The organism is Paenibacillus sp. S-12 (genome assembly GCF_030363895.1).
Taxonomy (GTDB): Bacteria; Bacillota; Bacilli; order Paenibacillales; family Paenibacillaceae; genus Paenibacillus_B; species Paenibacillus_B alvei.
The window spans coordinates 289,834-308,471 of sequence record NZ_JASIUF010000018.1 but is presented as its reverse complement, the minus strand read 5'-3'; the positions used below and the strand labels follow the sequence as shown (position 1 = coordinate 308,471).

Below are 18,638 nucleotides of genomic sequence, written 5' to 3'. Positions count from 1 at the left end.
AGCGTCTTTAGGCGCAGTTTGGCAACAGGGGGTTATACCCCAAGTGCAAACCACCCGTTGGACGGGTGGTTTTGATTATTTGCGTAAATTGCAAAATTTACAAATCCAAAAAAATACGCACGATTCCCGTTAACATTCGTATGTGAAAATACTTCCAGAAGCCTATTGCAATACCTATTGCCATGAGAAAAGGGTGAAGACATGAATCGTAACATGTTAACGGTCATCGCAACGTCGCTAGCACTATCCACGATCATATCTACAGGTGCTGTCAGTGCAGCGGAAGCAAACAAAGGGCAAGTAAGCATCGCAGCAGTGACGAAGGAAGCAGCGAAAGCATCCAGTCAATCTATCGGGGTTGACGGTGCTAGCAGTAATATCCGCACGCTGAATGTAAAAGGGAAGGTATTGTACTCCGTTCGCGACATTGCCAATATATTTGGTGCGCACATCCAAGCTGAGAGCAAAAGCGTGATTACGCTGGTTGGAGGAAATCCAGCAAAAACGATTACGATCCAAGTAAACTCGAATGCTTATCAAGAAGACAGCGCAGCGAAGAGCTTCACAGTTGCGCCGCAAGAGCAAAAAGGTGTGATCTACGCTGAGCTTAACGTGCTTGTGGAAGCATTCGGTGGAGACGTGACGGGGTCTGGAAGCAAGCTGAATCTGATCAGGGTGAAGCCTCTCGAAGGCGACTTCAGCTCACCACGTGTAAACAGCAACGGTGAAGTGATAGCGGCTCGCGAATTCGATGGATCGGTTCAATTGTATAAATGGAATCCTACATACCGGGTATATGATGCACTGACTTTCAATGAAAACGCAGCGAACACAGCAGTTTCCCCTGATCTAAAGTGGGGGGTATTCTCAGATGAGTCAAGCCAATTGTTTTTGATGAATATGAGTCTCGGAACGGCGCAAGCGATTGGAAAAGATACTTCCGTGAAAACAGATCTGACATGGTCGGCAGACGGCAAAAAAGTGTACTTTGTACAGGGGGACAAGCAGGAGAAAATTTCTTGCGTGAGCGTAGACAGCGGCAAAATTACGACTGTATTGGCTGACAAAGTTGAGAATAAGTCGGATATCCGCTTGTCTGCAGACGATAAGACGCTTCTCTATGCGGTGAACATTACGGGGGTGGCGAAAAATGACAAGGATAGCACAGAAGATTCCTTGTCCATCGACTTCTCTGGAGCAGGCTCCCAATTGTTTACGCTGGATTTGACTGCAAAGGATGCGAAGGCAGTTCAGTTGACAACGACGCCAGACAACAAGCTGTATCCGAACCTGTTGGCAGATGGACGAGTTGTATACGTAAGTGGCGATACGGATGGAGCGGTTGAGAACAATGTTTTGAAGGTTATTCAGGCTAAGGAAAAGAAAGTGTCTGATTTCGCAGTTGATGTAGACGTGTCCTTGGCGGTTACTTCCGCTAAAGGTCAATTGATCATCGCAGTGACGGAAAAGGACGGAAAGTCAAGCATCTATGCGGTGAAAGCAGACGGCGCCAAGTCGAAGCTGTACACAACAGAAGGCACAATTACGGAACTGTTTCCATCCGCGGACGCTTCTCAAATTGCCGTGATTGAAAATGGTCAAGTGAAATGGGTTGCAAATAATCAAGCAGTTGCATTAACGAAATAACCATTACGAAGGGAGAACATCACAATGAAAAAATTGAAAATTGCATCTTTGGCTATTTTAGCCTCTTTATTCCTCGTATCATCCGCTTTCGGCGGAGCATCTACCGCTCTTGCTAAGGAGGACTTGAAAGGCAAAGTAACCATTAATGGATCTACAGCCTTGCTGCCAATGACACTGCAAGCAGCGAAGGAATTCCAAAAGCTGCATCCAAAAGTGAAAGTTGCAGCTTCCGGTAAAGGCTCCATCACTGGACCGCAAGCTGTTAAGAAAGGCATCGCTGAAATCGGCGCGTGCGATTGGGATGCAAGCGTAGACGTTCCAGGCTTCAAAGCATTCGAAGGTCAAGTTGCTCACAAAGTAGCGGTAATTCCTTTTGCAACAATCGTAAACAAAAATGTGAAGGTGGATAACCTGACAACGGAACAGTTGAAAGGGATCTACTCCGGTAAAATCACGAACTGGAAAGAGGTTGGCGGCGACAATGCAGACATCGTTGTCATCACTCGTTCCTTCGGTTCTGGTACGCGCGTTAACTATCAATTGAAAGCATTGGATGGCGGCGACATCACGAAGAAAAAGGACAACTACAAAGAAGTTGGTTCTAGCGGCGACATGAAAACAGCAGTTGCAACAACTCCGAACGCAATTGGCTACATTGACCTTGTATATGTGAACAGCGATGTAAAAGCCGTGAAATTCAACGGCGTAGAAGCTACTACTGACAATGTCATCAAAGGCAAGTATCCAGTATGGGCTTACGGTTACTATATGACAAAAGGTCAGCCTACAGGTGCTACAAAAGCATTCATCGAGTATATTCAAAGTGCGAAATTCCAACAAGGTTCGCTGAAAAAGCTGAAATTCATCCCGATTTCCGCAATGAAGTAAACGGAACGAATCGCTGTAAGAGATTTCATTCACGGCCAGCCCTCAGGAAGTCGGGGGCTGGTTGTTCTATGGGGGAACGAGAATGAGCACGCCTGTTCATGAACTAGCACCGCTTAGCGGAGCCAATATCCTTACTACAACGAAGAAAAGCAAGTTCGACCGATATGCTCGCGTACGATTTACGAACCGCCTGTTCCATTACTTATTTCTGCTGTGCATTCTAGCCTTATGTGCTGTGCTCGGACTGGTCATCTTCTTCATCGGCAAGACGGGGATATTGACCTTCCGCGATATTTCTCTAGCAGACTTCTTTTTATCACTCGATTGGACGCCGGAAGATGGAAAATTCGGGGCCGGTGCATTTATTATCAACACCCTGCTGCTGACAGGACTTACCCTGCTGATTGCAGTTCCGATATCTGTTGGCATGGCAGTTCTGCTTGTAGAGATTTCTCCAATGTGGTTTAAACAGTTCGTTCGGCCAGTGCTTGATTTGTTGGTTGGTATTCCTTCTATAGTGTATGGCTATTTGGGCTTAACCGTATTGATCCCACTGATTCGTGAATGGACAGGGGAGAACTTGGGAGACGGCCTGCTTGCAGCCGCGCTCGTTCTGTCCCTTATGATATTGCCGACCATATGTCGGGTAAGTGATGAAGCTATCGCAGCCGTACCGAAGAAATATCGGGAAGCGGCCTATGCGCTGGGCTCTACTCGCTTGCAGGTCATTATGCGGGTTGTGCTTCCGGCAGCGAAGCGAGGCATTATTGCAGCGATTATTTTGGGGATGACTCGTGCGATTGGCGAAACGATGGCAGTTGTCATGGTCATCGGCAACACCGCTCAGCTTGCCGGCTCTTTATTTACGCCAACGGCGGTGCTGACGAGCAACATTGTCATGCAAATTTCAAACGTAGAGTTCGATTCAACCTGGAACTATGCGCTTCACATGATGGCGTTTCTGCTGCTGCTTATCTCCTTCCTGCTTATTGTTGTCATTCGTTTTATAGGCAAAAAAGGGGGCGCACGCGCATGAGTTCGTTTTCCTCAACAGGCCAAAACAATCGAGCCAAGCTGTACAATCAGGCGGCTACGGTGCTGTTTTACGCACTTGGAGCAGCCGTTCTGCTGCTCATCTTCTGGCTGCTGTATACGATTTTGAGCAAAGGGTTGTCTGGCATCACGCTGGAGTTTCTAACGAGGGTTCCAGAAGAAATAGATGCGGGCGGTGGCATTGGGCCCGTATTGTTCAACTCGTTCTATATCTTAATCCTGTCCTTGCTTATTTCCGTGCCTATTGGAGTAGGGGCAGGCATTTATATGGCGGAATATGCGCCTGCGAACCGCTTTACAGAAGGTCTTCGCATGTGTGTCGAATCCTTATCATCCGTTCCTTCTATCGTATTCGGGCTGCTTGGGCTCGCGATTTTCGCAGAATACTTCCAAATTGGACTCACAATATTGGGCGGGGCGGTAAGCTTGGCATTTTTGAATCTGCCCATGCTGTGCCGGGTTACGGAAGAGGCAATTCGAGATGTTCCGATCGAGCTGCGCAATGCAGCTTATGCGCTCGGGACGACGAAGTTTCAGACGATTCGCACGGTCGTTCTCCCTGTAGCCTTGCAAGCGGTTATTACTGGAATATGCTTGGTGGCAGGCCGTGCGTTCGGTGAATCGGCGGTTATTATTTTGACTGCGGGGTTGAGCACTTCCGGAGAAATGTGGGACTTCAACCTATTCTCGCCGGGAGAGACACTCGCTGTTCATCTCTGGTATGTGCAATCCGAAGCGATTGTTGAGGACGCTAGTCAAATTGCTGACAAGGCGGCTGCAGTCCTTGTCTTTGTCGTTCTATTCATCAATTTGGTGTTCCGCATTCCACTCTGGTTCAACAACCGCAAATTGAAAAAATAACGCAAGCATAAATAAAGCTTCCCAAGATGGCTAATCTGGGGAAGCTTTACTCTTCTGTATGAATTAGAAGGATTGGAAGGTGACGAATTCGTGAACGGGTTTGCGATAGCCGCGCGGACGCGGGCTTGATGTATCTTCCTTGCCAAGGGTAATCATCATAACGGGAACGTAATGGTCTGGAATATTGAGCGCTGTTCGAACCATTTCGGGATCATAGCCAATCATTGGGCAAGTGTCCCAGCCTCTGTCTTTGGCAATAAGCATGAACTGCATCGCAGATAGGCTGGCATTGCGAATGGCATCCTCACGGCGGAAGGACTCCCCGCGATTGATGTAGAAATCCTTCGTACTGCTTACAAAGTGATCATACTCCTGCTTGTTAATCACGCCCAGATTCAGCAAACCTTCATTCAGGGTGTCCACATGTGTATAGGCGTTCATATCGCCCAGCACCACGATCACGGCTGAAGCGGTCAAGACTTTGTATTGCTTGTAAGCAGCCTCATACAGCGCATTCATCTTGTCTTTATCCGTGATAGCAACATAATGCGTATGCTGCAGATTGTAGGCGGATGGAGCGAACTTCGCAAGTGAGAACATGTCACTCAGTTCTTTTTCCGAAATTTCGATATCCTTAATAAATTTATTGGCTGAGCGTCTTTGTTTGACGATGGTTTCGATATCATGCATAGGTCTCATCTCCTCTTACGTCTTATGATAGCATGTTCGGGTATTCATTGTTGTAAAAAGATCATACCATATTAACTATAAAAAAGTAAGTGAATTACGAAAAAATATTAAAAATAATTAGCCATGCGTTTACAAATGATTGCTCGTCCTTGTTATATCAGCAAAAAACCCGCAAACCGACCACCATGTGGTGCATTTGCGGGATAATCGCATGTCATTTATTCCGTCCATAACTGTGGATGATCTGAGGATACAAGTTGTGCAGCTCGAGCATTGCTCTCGACCTGGGCTTCGTTTTTGCATCCAGGGATGACACATGTAACAGCAGGGTGGCGCAGACACCAAGCAAGTGCCCATTCCGCCATGCTGACACCCTCCGGCACTTCGGTCTGGCGAATGTGCTCGGCTTGCTGCAAACGCTCATCAATGAACTGCTGCTCATGACGATGACGCACATCATTGGCGGCGAAGGAAGCACCTGGCTTGTACTTGCCGCTCAAGAGGCCGCTAGCAAGCGGAACGCGTGCCAGAACGCCTAGATTCTGCTCGATACAGGATGGAAATACATCCTGCTCTGGGCCTCGGTCAAGTCGATTGTACACGACTTGGATGACACTTGCGCCCACGTCTGTTGCATTCGCCGTCTGGTGCATGCTATTGCTTTTATTTAAGGATAGACCGATATGACGAATTTTACCGGCTTGCTTCTGTTTGTCCAGCATTGTCCAGAGCGCGTCATTATTGAAGGCATCGTCATCACCTGAGTGGAATTGATACAGGTCGATATACTCAGTCTTGAGCGCACGCAAGGAATCATCCAGTTGCTTCAATACCTCTGGAGCATCGTATTCATTTGTCCGATTCAGGTGAGAGTGGAAATGGTGGCCGAACTTCGTTGCAACTACCCAATCCTCACGATTGTCCCTGCTCAAATAATCCCCTATGAAGGATTCCGAAAGGTGATCGCCGTAGCATTCAGCTGTATCAATGAAATTAATGCCGAGCTCCTTCGCTTTGTGAAGGGTGGAATCGACCTCTGCTTGTGTATAGTCATGTCCCCATTCACCGCCGAATTGCCAAGTGCCTACACCAATTACAGACACTTTCATTCCTGTCTTGCCAAGCTTGCGATATTGCATGGAAGAACACACCTTTCTTATGTATTAAAAATTTGACTTCATAAAGTGGATGATACTTATCGTAATCATAGCATAGGGAGCCGATTCAAGCCTAATCATGGAGCATATTTCGACCTGAGCTGAATGATATATGAAAAAAAATTAATTTCATAATCCGCTATTATTCATGATAATATGAGTTATAGTTGCAATGTATGCCCTATCATTATTACGTTTTTTGTCTTTATAACGCATGATTACAGGAGGAAAGTATGTATTATTTTTTAGCTTTTCTGATCTCTTCATGTATCGTGATGTTTTTGATACCTCCGCTGCGCAAGCTTGCGTTCCGGATTGATTTTGTTGACAAGCCCATGCCGGACAATGAGCGTAAAATTCATCGGGAGCCGATCCCGCTTACGGCGAGCATCGCCATTTTTGTTGCATTCATCGTTTCTTATGTGATTTTTGTTCGAAATTCTGCGATCGAATCAATTGCCATCATATGTGGTGGGTTGCTGATTCTCGCTATCGGAACAATCGATGACTGGTACAAGACGCACGGCAAAGAGTTTCCGGCATTGCCGAAGCTGCTCGTGCAAATATGCGCTGCCGTAATCGTGTATTTATCCGGGATCACCTTCGAAGGCTTTACGAATCCATTCACGCATGAATTTGTAAGCCTGCCTGCATGGCTCCAATGCATCTTGACTGTCATGTGGATCTTCGGTGTCACTACCGTCATCAATTTCTCAGATGGGATGGATGGTTTGGCAGGAGGATTAACTGCGATATCGGGCGGAACCTTGTTTGCAGTCGCCCTGGCTCAAGGTCAGAGTGTATCTGCGATGATGGCGATTATTCTCGTCGGAGCTTCTATCGGCTATCTGCGATTCAACAAGCCGCCGGCAAAAGTATTTATGGGCGACGCAGGCGCGACATTCCTTGGCTTTATTCTCGGCGTTATCGCTTTGGATGGCGCATTTAAGCAGGCCACTGTATTGTCCTTGTTCATTCCGATATTGGCCTTAGGTGTACCGATTCTGGATAACGTATTCGTTGTTATTCGCCGGATGCTGAATGGCCAGCCTGTATATAAGGCGGATGCGACACAAGCGCATTACCGGCTGCTGGCAGGAGGTCTGAATCAGAAGCAGGTTGTGGCAGTGCTCTGCTTGGTTAATCTGTGCTTTGGTTTAACGTCTATTATTCTGACGCTGTTGCAGGTATAAGAGAATTGATGCATGACACAGAAAGCCTTTCCGTTCAGGAAAGGCTTTTTTTCGTGTTGTTCGGCTATACTTCGATATGCTTAATAATTCGTGCAGGATTTCCCGCTACGACTACGTTGTCTGGAACATCTTTGGTGACAACGGCTCCGGAAGCCACGACAACATTGCTGCCGATGGTGACACCCGGGTTGATGATCGCACGACCGCCAATCCATACGCGATCACCAATCGTAACCGGCTTCCCAAATTCAAGGCCGGAGATGCGCTCCATTGGGTTCAAAGGGTGAGTGGCTGTGTAGATATGAACGCCTGGAGCGAGGAAGCAGTTGTCTCCAATATGAATCTCGCATACGTCCAGCATCACACAGTCGAAGTTGGCATAGACCCCTTTGCCAAGATAAATATTATAGCCATAATCACAGCGGAAGGTTGGTTCAATGTACACGCCTTCGCCTACTGAACCGAACAACTTCTGTAGTATTTCTGTCCGTTCGCTGTAATTCGTTTCTAACGTTTGGTTAAACATGCGGGTAAGGCGCCTTGCAAATTCACGATCCTTAACGAGTTCTTCATCTGCGGCCATATACATGTCGCCTGCTATCATTTTCTCTTTCTCAGTGCGTATGGTCATTGCGAATAACTCCTCTCCAATCCCTTTGTCGAGTAGGGGGTAATACCGTTATTATCGATGGAGGCATCTGCATTTGCAAGGGAAGGGGACATCTCTATTTCTGTGGTAAATAGGGAAAACGATGCGATATCCGTCGAAATTTGAAACTTTTACAAGCAGGGATATGTCTAAATAAATAGAATCCCTATGAAAGGACATGATTGTGAAAGGAGCGGGACGAATATGAAAAAGTGGCTGCTTATCATGATGAGTATGTTGGTATGGGCGGGGTTCTCGATGCCAGCACAGGCCGAACAAGCAGTGCCATCCGCTATGCAGCAGGCGAAGGTTTACTTCAATGGATACGATATTTCGGAGTGGAAGTGGGATCAGCAGCATATTGTCGTTCCGCTGTTTGCATTTGATGATTATAGCTATTTCAATCAAGATGGCAGTAAAGGCAAGCAGGACGTTACCTACAAATGGGATGCAGCTACTAAAACGGTATGGGTATATTCTGCTGATAAATCACGTACGATTAAACTCATTGCAGAGCAGCCCAGCGCATGGGTAAATGGAAAAAAGGTAGCATTGGACGCGCCTGTTCGGATTATAGAGGGCCATACGTATGTGCCGCTGCGTTTTATTAGTGAAGCGCTAGGCGGCAAGGTCAAATGGGATGCGAAGAAGAAGGCTGCGATCATCCGCACGCCGGAACGGGTGAAGCGTGACGAGATCATACGGACGGGTGAATTAGAGGCAGCTCGACAGGAAGCGCTCCGTCTCCCGTTTGTCTATCCGAACCGAGAAATTAAGCCGCGGTCGGAAGGCTTCGAGGCGACCATCGTGTTCCCGGAAGGGGAGGCGCTTCGCTACCGCTATCATATTAAGGATGTTACCAGTGTTGTAGCGATCACAGAGGACGGATTGGCTGAGGTCGTATGGCAGGGAAGAACGGGAACAAGCGCGGACAAGCTGTTTGAAGAAATCGGCAGCAAACCTGACTTTGGCACATCTATGGTATACTTCCGTCATTCCTTCCCGGTGGAGAACTTCGTAACGTATGGTAAAATGGATGCGCAAGGTCGTACGACCGAGCTTGGCAAGTTCGACGTGATGCTGAAGCTGCGCTCGAATGCGGACGCAGTGATATCTATTCGAGGAGAGAAGCGGACGGATGCACGCCCACCTCAGGAGGATCGAAAGTAAGGAAGGAGCAATCATGAAGGTACGAAATAAACGGTTTGTGTGGTGGCTGCTCGCCACGTTGGCCTGGATGGCTTTTATCTTTTATAAGTCTTCACAGTCGTATGGAGAGCAGGATTTGCGACCTACGCTCGCTGCGTGGCTGCCGCTATCTATGCTTGAGCATTGGCTTCCGTCTATTGAATTTACGTATGATGGGGGCTTGGTGACTTGGAAGCAGCCCTATGATTTTGTAGAGTTTTTTATTCGCAAGGGAGCGCATGTAGCTGAATATGCGCTATTGACATTTCTGGTGATTCGTGCGCTGCTTGCCTTGAGATGGGAACGATGGATGGCCATTGCTGCCGGCGCTGTCATCTCTGTTGCCTATGCAGCATCGGATGAGTGGCATCAGAGCTTCGTGCCGAATCGAACTGGACACGCGATTGATGTCGCAGTAGACTCGATTGGAGTTGTGCTTGTTGTGCTGTTATTCCTCATTGTGGGAAGGTTCAGCCGCCGCAAGAATAAGGGTAGAGGGCTGCATTTCCCGTAATGTTATAGGCAAGGATACGTTAGTAAGGCCGCTGGAGATATGTTCTCCGGCGGCCTTATTGTTTATTTATTGCGGCTTAATGACTTCCATGCCGCGCATGTAAGGCTGCAGTGCCCGTGGAATACGGACAGTCCCATCCGGCTGTTGGTGATTCTCCAGCAGCGGGATGAGAATTCGCGGGCTGGCTACCGCTGTATTGTTAAGCGTATGGCAATATTGAAGCTGTCCCGCTTCATCACGGTAGCGAATATTGCAGCGGCGGGCTTGGAAGTCAAGCAAGTTTGACGCGGAATGCGTTTCACCGAATTGGTGGCGGGATGGCATCCACGTCTCGATATCGTACTGTTTATATGTCTTTTGCGACATGTCTCCCGTACATACTGCCATGACACGATAGGGAAGCTCCAGCGCTTGCAAAATTGCTTCCGAATAGCCCACCATTTCCTCCAAAAGCTGATTCGACAGTACGGCATCATTCGGGGCGATGATAACTTGCTCCACCTTGGCAAATTGATGGACACGGTACAAGCCGCGGACATCACGGCCTGCAGAGCCTACTTCGCGCCGGAAGCAGGCGGATACGCCAGCCATGCGGATCGGTTCGGTGACATCTACGATTTCATTGCTGCAGTACGAGACGAGGCTAACTTCTGAAGTGCCCACGAGCCACAGACCATCTTCCGGCATGGCATAGCATTGATCCTCGCCAAGCGGGAAGAAGCCGGTACCAATCAGCGCGTCCTGACGAACCATGAGCGGCACATCCATAATGGTGAATCCGTGATCCATGAGCAGATCAAGTGCAAGCTGCTGTACCGCACGATGCAGCAGAAGCCCGGCATTTTTTAAATAATAGCCTCGGGATCCTGCCACCTTAACCCCACGACGAATATCCATAATGCCTAATCGTTCGCCAAGCTCGACATGATCAAGCAGGGGATAATCGAAGTTGGGCAGCTCGCCTATCTGCCGCACTTCCACATTATCCTCATCCGAAATTCCGATCGGAGTATCTGGCGAAGTGATGTTTGGCACAAGAAGCTGCAGGCGGCTGTATTCTTGTTCGGTTTCTGCCAGCTTCGCTTCGTGCTGCGCAAGTTTGTCATTGCACTGGCGAACTTGTTCCTTCCATGCTTCCGCTTCACTTTGTCGTTCACCGTCCCGTATGGCAGCAGCTATACGGGACGTAATTGTGTTGCGCTCCTGGCGCAGGGCTTCTGTCTCCTGCAGCAAATTTCGCCGAATCTGATCACAAGTGAGCAGTTCCTTTACTTCGAAGGGGATGCCTTTTTGCTGAGCTGCCAACTGCACCTCGTCTGGATAATTGCGAATCCATTTCATGTCTAGCATAGTCACCGTCTCCTTTACCGCGATTCCTGTTAGTAGAAAATACAAATAGCGCTCCTCATCCGATTGGGACGAGGAGCGCTAGCTCGCGGTGCCACCCAACTTGATCATCAGTGCTGCAAATAAGCGGTAGCTTACAGGAAGCAGGTTGAAGATCCTCTTGGTTCCGCGGTAACGGGCGGTGCCGGTTCACTTAGGGCACATCGGGCAAGCCGACGCCTTGACGAGAACGCCTCCGAGTTGGATGCTCTTCATTGGCAAATTTCCGTATCTGAATTGTTGATATCATTATATAGCTTTTTCCCTGAAAGTCAATGCATCATTCGTTTGTTTTACTCCGTTGCTGCATCATGGAGTCGGCGCAAATGAGCGGTCAGCTCTTGAATGCTGCGCATCAGACTATCCACGGGAATATGTGCGGAAGAAGCTTTATTGACCAGCTCTGCTGGGATACAGCTGGCAGTTGACTTCAATTCGCGCCCTTTTGGCGTAAGGGTAATAAAAACTTGCCGCTCATCCTGTGCGCCGCGCTTACGCTCAATGAGTTGCTGCTGCTCCATTCGCTTCAGCATTGGTGTTAGCGTACCGGAATCGAGAGATAGTCGTTGACCAAGCTCCTTCACGGTGAGATTGTCCGTTTCCCATAGTGCAAGCAAGGTAATGTATTGGGGATAGGTCAGTTGCAGCTTCTCCAGCATAGGCCGATACAGCTTCGTAATTTCCTTAGATGCTGTATAGATGGCGAAGCAGAGCTGATTGTCCAGCTTGAGTAGGTCGTCTGGCTGTATCGTGTTGTTCTGCTTTGATGTCATGATGTTCTCATCTCCTGCTGTACCTTACAATAAGGCTTCGATATCTTCTTTCAGCTTGGAAGGGGAGGTTTGCGGAGCGTAACGCTTCACGACGGCCCCTGTGCGATCGATGAGGAACTTCGTGAAGTTCCACTTAATATCGGTGCTGCCAAGAAGGCCCTTCTTCTCGGACACCAAATGCTGGAACAATGGCTCTGCATGATCGCCCTTCACATCAACCTTGGCGAACATCGGGAAGGTAACGCCATAGTTTACTTGGCAAAATTCCATTGTTTCCTTCATATCTCCAAACTCTTGATTGCCAAACTGGTCGCATGGGAAGCCGAGAACGACCAAGCCCTGCTCCTTATATTGGTCATACAATTGCTGCAGCTCAGTAAATTGAGGGGTGAAGCCGCATTTGCTGGCTGTGTTAACGATTACGAGCACCTGTCCTTCGTAGCTCGACAGCGACGCTTCATCTCCGTTCGGTTTTTTGACGAAATAATCGTATACCGTGGTCATATCAATTCGCTCCTTTATTTATAAAAAATTGCAATATCGTAAATCAATGAAACGTTTCGGTTGTTTATCAAATATAGTGCTGTAATCGTTATATCATGGAATAATCATTTGTGCAATTTTATTTTATAAAATTAAATTGTACACAATTTAAATGGGGTGTTATGGCGTGGTATGACATCTATATTATCTCTATACAACAGAGGAATTCATGCGTATGCTCTGAGAATCAATGCTATTTGCCTACCTCTGTGAAGCTCAGGGGTTCGGAAAAAGAAAAAGGGCCATCCCTTCTGCTGGTTGCACAACCATGGAAGAGACAGCACTGCGCCGCTCATTATCGAACTAGAACGCCAATGGTATATAGAATCCAAATATGTACCGGATAAAATACGTAGAACATATACTTGGACCACTTGGCATGATACCCGCGTTCTCCGTCATATAGCAGAATCGGGATTATGGCGAATATCATCATCCACTGATAGTTCAGGACAAATAAATTGTCATAGGAGAAGACTTCATCGGGCGGAATGCCGAGAGAGCCGAGACCTACGGCAATCAGCAGCATTACAATTACATATGCGATCGCCATTAGACTCCTACGTTCACGGAAAAGATAGAAAATCAGCGTCATCGCGACGCCGAGTATGGACGCCTCTGTAAATGTCCCGCCGATTACGGCGAGGATGATGTATAGAGTTCCAAGGGCGTAGTAGCGTGTTTTCTTCGTCCATTCGATTGCAGTTAAGAGCAATAGTCCCATTAATAGGGACAAAAAAATATTATTCATGACGCTGACAGTCTCACTAGGCAATGCGAGCTGAAGCAATGTGCTGCCAAGCTTGGTAATGACTGCCCACGTAAATAGGCGAAGCATATATTTGACGCGGCTCCGGGTGTGGTAGAAGCCCTCTACGATAAAGTAGAAAAAGATTGGAGCGACGATCCGACCGAGCCACCCGAACCATATGGGCATACCCGGCAGGAACTGGTTCATATGGTCAAGCACCATAAGCGTCATGCCGAGCAGCTTTAGTTGAAAACGATCCAAACGCACATTACATCCTCCAAATTCTGTTGGTTCTTATGTTGTTGGAAGGGATAAAAACAAAACCGTCCTTCTATTCCCATGCCGTACTGCTTGCATACAATATCCAGATATGAAGCGGATAGTACAGGTAGAAGCCGTATTTTCCCCATATGGATTGATACCCACGTTGTTGATTGTAGAAACTGATCGGAATAATAGCAAAAATCATCATCCACTGAGCGTTGATCCGCCAATCGTACGCTAAGCTCCACAATGCCGGTTCTCGGTAAGCGAACAAATCCATTCCGATAGTGAGTGCTAGGGAAGAGATGATAAAAGCGACAGCCATTGCGCGCCCTCGTCCCCGGAACAGGTAGAATACAAGTGCCATCGAAACGGACAGCCAGCTGAATTCTACTACAACAATCATTAAGGATGCTACAGCACAACACAGCACCCATCCTGCCACACCCGATTCAGTACGCAGTGCCCAATCATAGGTTGTCAGTAATAATAACGCCCCAAGCATGGATAGAAAGATATTGTTTGGGATCGATCCCCCAGGAAGCAAATAGAGGAGCAGCGTGCTTCCGGCAGCCATCACGGCAGCGCCTGCAGCCAGACGCAGCAAGTAACGTCTTCGATTACGAGTGAATGCATACCCTTCAATGAGTAGAAAGAAAAAGATTGGCGCGGACAGCCGCCCAAGCCAGTGAAAGGCGAGCGGGACGGAGTCTGGGAAGTATGCCTGTATATGATCCAGTGTCATGAGCGCGGCTGCCAGCAGCTTCAGTTGGAAGGCGTTGAACGACATGAGGCGCAGCTTCCCCTTTCCCTATAAATACCTTGCGATAGTCGGAATCCAATACGATTATACCCTTATCATATCAGAAGCCAAAAGGCGTTGAAGGTCATGCTATAATAGGAGCAGCAGAATGAAGGGAAGGAATGGATGTATGAAATCACTCGTACTTGCGGAAAAGCCATCGGTTGGTCGCGAGATCGCCCGTGTACTTGGATGCCGCACGTCTCATAAACAATATTTTGAAGGGCCTGACTATGTCGTAACATGGGCATTAGGCCATTTGGTCGGATTGGCGGAGCCAGAAGACTATGACAAGAAGTATCAGACTTGGAATCTGGAAGACTTGCCAATGATTCCGCAGAAGATGAAGCTGAAGGTGCTGCGCGAGTCATCACATCAATTCAAGGTCGTACAGCAGTTGTGCAAGCGTCAGGATATTAAGGATCTCATCGTTGCAACAGATGCGGCGCGTGAGGGAGAGCTGTTGGCACGCTGGGTCATGGAAATGGTGAAGTGGAACAAGCCGTTCCGCCGCCTATGGATATCGTCGCAGACGGATAAGGCAATCAAGGAAGGCTTCCGCCAACTGAAGCCAGGCAATCAATTCGATCGCCTGTATGAATCTGCGCGCTGTCGAGCAGAGGCGGATTGGCTTATCGGCTTGAATGTAACTCGCGCCTTAACCTGCAAGTTCGAAACTCCACTGTCTGCGGGACGTGTGCAGACGCCGACACTTGCGATGATGATGTCGCGGGAGCAGGAGATCAAGAACTTCCAATCCGAGGAGTACGACACGATACACGCGGATTGCGGCGGGTTCGAAGCAGTATGGCGTGGGGCCAACGGAGACGGACGCATTTTCAATGAACAAGCAGCCCAAGCCATCGCTGCCAAGCTGCAGAACGGTCGGCAAGCTGTTGTGGCGGATTTGAAGAAGTCCACGAAGAATGAACCGCATCCGCTCGCATATGATCTTACTGAGCTGCAGCGGGATGCAAACCGCCGTTATGGATTCTCAGCCAAGCAAACATCGAATGTGTTGCAGCGTCTATATGAACAGCATAAGCTTGTCACTTATCCGCGCACAGACAGCCGCTACTTGTCCTCGGATATGGTCGGTACTCTTAAAGAGCGACTGAGCGCGATGGCTGTGGGGCCTTATGCAGCAGCTGCGAAGTTGCTCCTGCGCGGGAGTCGCAATCTGTCTGTTACGAAGCGCATCGTGGATGACAGCAAGGTTACAGATCACCATGCCATCATTCCAACCGATGAGCCGCTGCGACTGTCGGCGTTGTCTACAGATGAACGCAAGCTGTACGATTTGATTGCGCGGCGCTATATCGCCTTATTCCTGCCGCCAGCGAAGTATGAGCAGGTTGCGGTTACAATTGAGCTTGGCGGTGAGAGACTCTATGCGAAGGGACGCACGATGCTTGACATCGGCTGGCGTCAAGCCTATGAAGGGGACTGGGATGATACATCCTCAAATGAGGATCAGGAGGAGGATCATCAGTCGGCTTGGAATAAGGAACAACGCCTGCCGAGCTTAACGAATGGCGATAAGCTGGCAGTGAAGCGAGTAATAACGCGCAGAGATCGCACGAAGCCGCCAGCCCGCTACACAGAAGCTACGTTGCTGACGCAGATGGAGAAGCATGGACTCGGCACGCCAGCCACACGCGCGGATATTATTGAGAAACTTGTATCTTCTGATACCATTGAGCGCCAAGGCGCATCGCTTCAACCGACAGGCAAGGGGGAGCAGTTAATTCGCCTTACTTCGGATCAGTTGAGATCTCCAGAGCTTACCGCTCGCTGGGAGCAGGAATTGGAGCGTATCGCACGGGGCGAAGCGCGCACTTCAACGTTCATGAATCAGATACGGGAGATGACCGAGCAACTGGTAAAAGAAGTGAAGACGAGCAGCGCGGAATACAAGCCGCATAATTTGACGAATCGCCATTGTCCGGAATGTGGTTCACGCCTAATGGAGCGGAAGTCGAAGCGCGGCACGCGTCTTATTTGCTCCAGCAAGTCTTGTGAATACAAGCGTTCTGATGAGAAGCAGCTCTCAAATCGCCGCTGCCCGCAATGCCATAAGAAAATGGAATTTAAGATTGGCAAGGCAGGCAAGTATGTGCAGTGTCTCGCTTGCAACATAACCGAAAAGCTGGAAGAGGGCGGAGGCAAGGCACGCAAGCATGAAACACGAAATTTGCTCAAGAAATACGAGAAGCAGGAATCAATTGGCAACAGCTTGGGCGACTTGCTGAAGGCAGCGATGGAGAAGCAGGATAAACAGTAAAACGAACGAAAATACGCGTCAAATTGTACAGCAGAAAATGAAATGAACACGACAGCGATCATGTAACGTTCATCGGTGATGACAAAATCATTACAAGTAGAACAAAGCTGGCTAACAGGGTCATATGACCTATTGAGCATATGCTTTTTCTAGTTTTAATAGGCCCTCTGTACTGTGGAAAAGGTGGACAGAGGGCTTTTTTTGTCATATTTTTCATGTAATTGTAACCATTTTCTTGAGATGGTAACAACATTGTATCTATTTTTTGATAAAATCAATAGAGTTGTAATGTTTCTGTAATGCCCTAATGCTAGATTTATATTATAGTAGTTGTCGAAACAAGTCGCTAGAAGGAAGTGGATAAGGATAATGATGGATCGAGGGATGGTGTCGGCCGGCAACCGTCGCCGTAAGAAACGCAAAAAGTTAATTGGACGCACCGTATTGCTCATGCTTCTTGTCGCCATTGGCGTCGGCATATACGCTGGAGCTAAGAGCCTGCTCGGAACAGATACAGCATCTGGAAGCGAGTTGATTGTGACAGAAGTCGTTCCTTTTGGAACAGCAGCACAAGAGAAAGAATCACCGAAGGAGTACAACGGCTTAACTCGCAAGGTTGCCTATTTGACGTTCGATGATGGGCCGAGCAAATATTCCAATGATATGATGGACTTATTGAAGCAGCATAATATTAAAGCTACTTATTTTATGCTGGGCGATAACATGAGACAATACCCGGATGCGGTGAAGCGCATGGTGAAGGAAGGCCATTATCCAGGTCTGCACAGCATGACGCATGATTACGCTAAGCTGTATAAGAGTGGCGGCTCCAAAAACTTCATTGACGAGTTCAAGGAGGCGCAGGGCATTGTAGACGAGTTAACGGGCTACAAGCCGACATTGATCCGTGCTCCATACGGGAGCGCACCGCAAATTGGCGAGTCATTCCGTAAGGATATTGCAGATGCGGGCTTTAAAATGTGGGACTGGACACTCGACTCTTGGGATTGGAAATATATCGGACAACCGAATCGAGTGCTGGAGCAAGTTAAGGCGGGCTTGACCGAAGATGTAGAGGTTATTTTGCTGCATGATCGCCAGCAGACCTTGGATGCATTGCCAGCTATTATTGATTACATTCAAAGCAAAGGTTACGAGTTCGAAGTGTACGACCCGAATGCGCATTTCGTATGCAATTTTCATCACGACAAACGATTGTAGCACGGGGATAGGAGGTTAACACATTGGCAAGTTGGAAAAAGCTAACCGCCGTTGCCGCGCTGGCATCCGTTCTGCTTATTGGCTTGACTGGATGCGGCGCTGCACCGACGACACAAATATTTGAAGGTTTCGAGAAGGCATCTGCTGCGGAAGCGAACGTTGCAGAAGCAGTGAAGACGCTGAGCACACTGGAAGCGAAGGACAGCAAGCAATACGATAATATCTTGTCTCAAGGCAAGCAGGACAATCGCAATGTACAGACGCTGATCGACAATTCGAGCAAGGCGCTCGAAGAGCGTACGCAGGCAATGGAACAACTGAAAAATACGCTTGATGACGCTCGTAAGAAAATGGGCGAGCTTGACGGCGCAATCAGCAACCTGAAGGAAGAGGGCTTGAAGAAGCAGGCAACAGAAGCGTACGACGCTTATGTGAAGCGCTACGAAACGTTCACTTCCATGTATGAAAAGTACGGCAAATGGATTCAGCAAGAGCAGGCGCTGTACAACGAGTTGAAGCAAAAGGATACAAAGCTGAAGACTATTACGAAAGCTGTCTCTGAACGCAATGAGGCCTATCGTGCAGTCGAACAGTTGAAAATTAAGTTTAACGAATATACGAATTCATTCAATGTGAAGAAGTCAGAGTTTTACAAGCAGGCGGGCATGCACGTAACTGGCACAGAGAAGACAGATGGTGAAGGTGCCAAGACGGAGTCGAATTCATAGGATTCATGAAAATCATAATTAGAAAAAAGACCGTTTCGAGGCAGAT

Annotated in this window: 18 protein-coding genes; 10 read left to right on the top strand and 8 right to left on the bottom strand. The window is 48.2% G+C overall.

Annotated features, from left to right (window positions below; translation table 11 throughout):
- Positions 1 to 201 precede the first annotated feature (201 nt).
- The 4 genes from NO352_RS18765 to pstA all read left to right on the top strand — a co-directional run bounded on the left by NO352_RS18765 (position 202) and on the right by pstA (position 4,449).
- Positions 202 to 1,647, top strand: coding sequence for a stalk domain-containing protein (locus NO352_RS18765; protein ID WP_289356461.1), 1,446 nt, complete (start codon positions 202 to 204; stop codon positions 1,645 to 1,647).
- A 24-nt stretch (positions 1,648 to 1,671) separates the two neighbouring features.
- A complete protein-coding gene (locus tag NO352_RS18760; RefSeq protein ID WP_005544106.1) occupies positions 1,672 to 2,535 on the top strand; it encodes a phosphate ABC transporter substrate-binding protein in 864 nt (287 codons plus the stop codon).
- A gap of 82 nt (positions 2,536 to 2,617) precedes the next feature.
- Complete coding sequence (gene pstC, locus NO352_RS18755) at positions 2,618 to 3,571, top strand: phosphate ABC transporter permease subunit PstC (protein WP_268621979.1); 954 nt, start codon at positions 2,618 to 2,620, stop codon at positions 3,569 to 3,571.
- Entirely contained in the window at positions 3,568 to 4,449 is an 882-nt protein-coding gene (gene pstA, locus NO352_RS18750) for a phosphate ABC transporter permease PstA (protein WP_289356457.1), read from the top strand. The genes pstC and pstA overlap by 4 nt, the downstream gene beginning before the upstream one ends.
- A gap of 63 nt (positions 4,450 to 4,512) precedes the next feature.
- Here pstA and NO352_RS18745 read toward each other — a convergent pair whose 3' ends face one another.
- Complete coding sequence (locus NO352_RS18745; protein WP_268621982.1) at positions 4,513 to 5,139, bottom strand: nitroreductase family protein; 627 nt, start codon at positions 5,137 to 5,139, stop codon at positions 4,513 to 4,515.
- 218 nt (positions 5,140 to 5,357) lie between these two features.
- On the bottom strand, positions 5,358 to 6,278 hold the full coding sequence (locus tag NO352_RS18740) for an aldo/keto reductase (protein ID WP_268621984.1): 921 nt from the start codon (positions 6,276 to 6,278) through the stop codon (positions 5,358 to 5,360).
- A 251-nt stretch (positions 6,279 to 6,529) separates the two neighbouring features.
- On the opposite strand from NO352_RS18740, the gene NO352_RS18735 reads away from it, so the two are divergent.
- Positions 6,530 to 7,489: an MraY family glycosyltransferase gene (locus tag NO352_RS18735; RefSeq protein ID WP_005544101.1), complete on the top strand. Its 960-nt coding sequence runs from the start codon at positions 6,530 to 6,532 to the stop codon at positions 7,487 to 7,489.
- 64 nt (positions 7,490 to 7,553) lie between these two features.
- Here NO352_RS18735 and maa read toward each other — a convergent pair whose 3' ends face one another.
- Entirely contained in the window at positions 7,554 to 8,120 is a 567-nt protein-coding gene (maa, locus tag NO352_RS18730; RefSeq protein ID WP_289356455.1) for a maltose O-acetyltransferase, read from the bottom strand.
- Positions 8,121 to 8,342: 222 nt separating this feature from the next.
- On the opposite strand from maa, the gene NO352_RS18725 reads away from it, so the two are divergent.
- A complete protein-coding gene (locus NO352_RS18725) occupies positions 8,343 to 9,308 on the top strand; it encodes a copper amine oxidase N-terminal domain-containing protein (protein WP_289356454.1) in 966 nt (321 codons plus the stop codon).
- 13 nt (positions 9,309 to 9,321) lie between these two features.
- Positions 9,322 to 9,840, top strand: a complete 519-nt coding sequence (locus NO352_RS18720) for a VanZ family protein (protein ID WP_005544098.1) — start codon at positions 9,322 to 9,324, stop codon at positions 9,838 to 9,840.
- Between the two features lie 66 nt (positions 9,841 to 9,906).
- On the opposite strand, the gene serS is transcribed toward NO352_RS18720, so the two are convergent.
- From serS to NO352_RS18695, 5 genes are all read right to left on the bottom strand, one after another.
- Positions 9,907 to 11,190 carry a serine--tRNA ligase gene (serS, locus tag NO352_RS18715; RefSeq protein WP_289356453.1) on the bottom strand — a complete coding sequence of 428 codons (1,284 nt, stop codon included), beginning with the start codon at positions 11,188 to 11,190 and terminating at the stop codon, positions 9,907 to 9,909.
- A gap of 329 nt (positions 11,191 to 11,519) precedes the next feature.
- The gene (locus NO352_RS18710; protein ID WP_289356452.1) at positions 11,520 to 11,999 is read right to left on the bottom strand and encodes a MarR family winged helix-turn-helix transcriptional regulator; all 480 of its coding nucleotides are present in this window, start codon (positions 11,997 to 11,999) and stop codon (positions 11,520 to 11,522) included.
- Between the two features lie 24 nt (positions 12,000 to 12,023).
- A complete protein-coding gene (locus NO352_RS18705; protein ID WP_289356451.1) occupies positions 12,024 to 12,503 on the bottom strand; it encodes a glutathione peroxidase in 480 nt (159 codons plus the stop codon).
- A gap of 334 nt (positions 12,504 to 12,837) precedes the next feature.
- The gene (locus NO352_RS18700; protein ID WP_289356449.1) at positions 12,838 to 13,560 is read right to left on the bottom strand and encodes a TraX family protein; all 723 of its coding nucleotides are present in this window, start codon (positions 13,558 to 13,560) and stop codon (positions 12,838 to 12,840) included.
- Positions 13,561 to 13,624: 64 nt separating this feature from the next.
- Positions 13,625 to 14,347 carry a TraX family protein gene (locus NO352_RS18695; protein ID WP_289356448.1) on the bottom strand — a complete coding sequence of 241 codons (723 nt, stop codon included), beginning with the start codon at positions 14,345 to 14,347 and terminating at the stop codon, positions 13,625 to 13,627.
- Between the two features lie 142 nt (positions 14,348 to 14,489).
- On the opposite strand from NO352_RS18695, the gene NO352_RS18690 reads away from it, so the two are divergent.
- From NO352_RS18690 to NO352_RS18680, 3 genes are all read left to right on the top strand, one after another.
- Positions 14,490 to 16,643, top strand: a complete 2,154-nt coding sequence (locus NO352_RS18690; protein ID WP_268621999.1) for a DNA topoisomerase III — start codon at positions 14,490 to 14,492, stop codon at positions 16,641 to 16,643.
- 369 nt (positions 16,644 to 17,012) lie between these two features.
- Positions 17,013 to 17,864 (top strand): polysaccharide deacetylase family protein, encoded by an 852-nt coding sequence (locus NO352_RS18685; RefSeq protein ID WP_268622001.1) that lies wholly within the window; start codon positions 17,013 to 17,015, stop codon positions 17,862 to 17,864.
- Between the two features lie 23 nt (positions 17,865 to 17,887).
- Positions 17,888 to 18,592 carry a YkyA family protein gene (locus tag NO352_RS18680; protein WP_005544088.1) on the top strand — a complete coding sequence of 235 codons (705 nt, stop codon included), beginning with the start codon at positions 17,888 to 17,890 and terminating at the stop codon, positions 18,590 to 18,592.
- The last annotated feature ends 46 nt before the right edge of the window (positions 18,593 to 18,638 follow it).